Raw genomic sequence first — 3,383 nt, forward strand, 5'->3', positions numbered from 1 at the left:
TCCGCACTGCTCGGCGCGCTACTGACGCTCGCCGCCGATCTCGCCGCGCGCACCGTTGCCGCGCCCGCGGAAATTCCGCTCGGCGTGCTGACCGCACTGCTCGGCGCGCCGTTCTTTCTCGCGCTGCTGTGGAAGAGCCGCGGCGCGCTCGGCGGCTAACCCTTCTTTTACGACGATCATGCTGACCGCCCATCACCTCGACGTCGCCCGTCGACACAATGCGATTCTGCGCGACCTGTCGCTGTCGATCGAACCCGGCCGCGTGACTGCGCTGCTCGGCCGCAACGGTGCGGGCAAGAGCACGCTGCTGAAGACTTTCGCCGGCGAACTCACCGGCGGCGTCGCGCCGAACGGCGTACGCGTGACCGGCGACATCACGCTGAACGGCGAACCGCTCGCGCGTATCGACGCGCCGCGACTGGCGTGCCTGCGCGCGGTGCTGCCGCAGGCCGCGCAGCCGGCGTTCCCGTTCAGCGTCGACGAAATCGTGCTGCTCGGCCGCTATCCGCATGCACGGCGCAGTGGCGCGACGTCGCACCGGGACCGCGACATCGCGTGGTGCGCGCTCGAACGGGCGGGCGCCGATACGCTCGTCGGCCGCGACGTCACGACGCTGTCGGGCGGCGAACTCGCACGCGTGCAGTTCGCCCGTGTGCTCGCGCAGCTGTGGCCGGATGACGAAGCGACGGAAAGCGGCCCGCGCTACCTGCTGCTCGACGAGCCGACCGCCGCGCTCGATCTCTCGCATCAGCACCGCCTGCTCGAAACCGTGCGCGCCGTTGCACGCGAATGGCAGCTCGGCGTGCTCGCGATCGTGCACGATCCGAATCTCGCCGCACGGCATGCGGATACGATCGCGATGCTCGCCGACGGCACGATCGTCGCGCACGGCACGCCGCGCGACGTGATGACGCCGGCCCATATCGCGCAGTGCTACGGATTCGCGGTAAAGATGGTGGAAACCGGCGACGGTGCGCCGCCGGTGATGGTGCCCGCGTAGTGCGGGCGCGTATCGCATGAGCATTGCGTCGTGCGATGTCATGCCCGATCGATAGCAACGACTCTAACAACGCATCAATCGCGCTTCGCGCATCCCCTTCAAGGAGACTCACGTGCCGCTTCCGATGACCCGCATCATCCTGTACGTTCAGGACGTCGCATCGCTCAAGTCGTTCTACCAACAGTATTTCGATCTGCCCGTCATCGAGGAGATCGAAAACGAGTGGGTCGTGCTCGGTGCAGGCGCCATCGAGCTGGCACTGCATCTCGCCGGCCCAGCGTTCCGCCACGCGGTACCTGCCGATTCGGAAGCGCGCGCGGAAGCCAGTCACATGAAGCTCGTGTTCTCGATCGGCCAGGACATCGGCACGCATCGCGACCGGCTGGCCGGCAACGGCGTGACGGTACGCGATCTCAAGCGCTATGACGGATTCGCGTACACGATGTACGACGGCATCGATCCCGAAGGCAACGTCTTCCAGGTGATGCAGGCCGACTGACGATCCGTCCGGCCCGGGCGCTCACCCGACCGCCCGGGGCCGGTACCGCTCACGCCCCCCATCGCCGCGCGGGTGGCGAGCCTCCCGGCTCAATGCTCGAGATCCGCCGCGCCGAACGTCCGCATCTTCCATCCGAGCCGCACCGCGAGCATCCGCATCGAGAACCCGGCCGCCAGCGCGACGACCGTCGCGAAGCCCGCATCGATGCCAAGGTACTGCATCCCGACGTAGAGCGCGCCCGTGACGAACGCGACGCTCGCATACAGTTCCTCACGCAGGATCAGCGGCATCTCGTTGCACAGCAGGTCGCGCAGCATCCCGCCGCAGACACCCGTGATCGCACCGGCCAGCACGACGATGATCGGCACAGCGCCCGTCGACGCGCCGATGTCGCAGCCGATGATCGTGAACGCCGCGAGGCCGATCGCGTCGACAGTGACGAACAGCGTCTTCATTCGCGCGACATGCCGTGCGACCCACGACGCGACGGTCGCCGCGACGAGCGTGATCACCAGATACTCAGGGTGCGCGATCCAGCCGAGCGGATAGTGGCCGAGCAGCACGTCACGCACGGTGCCGCCGCCGAGCGCCGTCACCGCGCCGACCAGCGCGAGCCCGAAGCGGTCCATCCCGCGGCGCATGCCCATCAGCGCCCCCGACATCGCTTCCGCGACGATTGCAATCAGATAAAGCGTATGCATGGTGCGCGTCAGTCATCCGTCCGGAACAGGTCGAGCACGCGTTCGCGCTCGGCCGCATCGACCGCGCCAGGCATCGGCTCGGCGGGCTTGCCGTTGTTGCCCGGCGCGTCGGACGCATCGGCCGCCCTGGCCCCGCCGCACGCGAAGCGGCTGCGGATGTACGACGGCACGTCGGCCGTGCACGTGCCGCGCGTGTATTCGGCGTAGACGAAGTCGCCGTCGACGAGCGCGACGTCCTGCGGCGGCGTCGCCTCGACCGGCGTACGCCCGTCGACGGCCGTCTTCATGTAGTCGAGCCAGACCGGCAGCGCCAGCGACGCGCCAGTCGCACGCCCCATCGGGCGCGGCGTGTCGTAGCCGAGCCACGCGACCGCGACGATGCCCGACGAGTAGCCGGCGAACCAGACATCCTTCGACCCGTTCGACGTGCCCGTCTTGCCGGCCGCGTCGTCGCGGGGCAGCGCAAGCGCGCCGCGCGCGGTGCCGGACTTCACGACGTCGCGCAGCATGCTGTCCATCACGAACGCGTTGCGCGCCGACACGACGCGCTCGCCTGCCGGCGCCGTCGCTTCGTATATCGCGCCGCCGTGACGCTGCTTCACCGACAGGATCAGGCGCGGCTCCATCCGCGTGCCGCCGTTCGCGAACACGCTGTACGCGCTGGCCAGTTCGAGCGGCGTCACGGCGCCCGCGCCGAGCGCGAGCGGCAGCGACGCCGGATTGCGCTGCGCGTCGAAGCCGAAATGCACCGCGTGCTGCTGTACGTAGCGCGCGTCCGTGGCCTGCATCAGGCTGACCGCGACGAGGTTCTTCGAGCGCATGAGCCCGCGCCGCACCGGGATGAAACCCTCGTAGTTGTTGGCGAAATTGCGCGGGCGCCACGGCCGCGCGCCGGTTTCCTCATGCGTGAGCGTGCGCTGCGTATCGTCGACGAGCACGCCCGGGAAGTAGCCCTTTTCCAGCGCCGCCGAATACACGAACGGCTTGAAGCTCGAGCCCGGCTGGCGATACGCCTGCAGCGCATGGTCGAACACGTTGCGGTTGAAATCCGCGCCGCCGACGAGCGCGAGCATGTCGCCCGTTGCCGCGTCGAGCGACACGAGCGCGCCTTCGAGCCCGTTGCGCGCATCGCGCTTCGCGCGCGGCTGACGGCTCAGCGTACGGGCAAGCGACGATTCGGCCG

The 3,383-nt window shown here is 69.0% G+C and carries 5 protein-coding genes; 3 read left to right on the forward strand and 2 right to left on the reverse strand.

The genetic code is table 11. The features are described 5' to 3' along the window. From G3N99_RS36810 to G3N99_RS36820, 3 genes are all read left to right on the forward strand, one after another. Positions 1-159 (forward strand): iron chelate uptake ABC transporter family permease subunit (locus G3N99_RS36810; protein WP_206124815.1); only part of this gene is annotated, 159 nt, incomplete at its 5' end. A gap of 19 nt (positions 160-178) precedes the next feature. Further along, positions 179-1,000, forward strand: coding sequence for a heme ABC transporter ATP-binding protein (locus G3N99_RS36815; protein WP_206124813.1), 822 nt, complete (start codon positions 179-181; stop codon positions 998-1,000). Between the two features lie 112 nt (positions 1,001-1,112). Then, positions 1,113-1,499, forward strand: a complete 387-nt coding sequence (locus tag G3N99_RS36820) for a VOC family protein (protein ID WP_206124814.1) — start codon at positions 1,113-1,115, stop codon at positions 1,497-1,499. A gap of 89 nt (positions 1,500-1,588) precedes the next feature. On the opposite strand, the gene G3N99_RS36825 is transcribed toward G3N99_RS36820, so the two are convergent. After that, positions 1,589-2,200, reverse strand: a complete 612-nt coding sequence (locus G3N99_RS36825; RefSeq protein ID WP_174942034.1) for a trimeric intracellular cation channel family protein — start codon at positions 2,198-2,200, stop codon at positions 1,589-1,591. An 8-nt stretch (positions 2,201-2,208) separates the two neighbouring features. Next, positions 2,209-3,383: penicillin-binding transpeptidase domain-containing protein (locus tag G3N99_RS36830; RefSeq protein ID WP_277396485.1), on the reverse strand; the 1,175-nt coding region annotated here is incomplete at its 5' end.

The sequence above is a fragment of the Burkholderia sp. Ac-20392 genome, from assembly GCF_017104585.1.
GTDB lineage: Bacteria > Pseudomonadota > Gammaproteobacteria > Burkholderiales > Burkholderiaceae > Burkholderia > Burkholderia lata.

Excerpts from the sequence above, each read along its gene's own strand:
- G3N99_RS36815 (WP_206124813.1), top strand. The coding sequence starts at position 179 with ATGCTGACCGCCCATCACCTCGACGTCGCCCGTCGACACAATGCGATT.
- G3N99_RS36825 (WP_174942034.1), bottom strand. The coding sequence starts at position 2,200 with ATGCATACGCTTTATCTGATTGCAATCGTCGCGGAAGCGATGTCGGGG.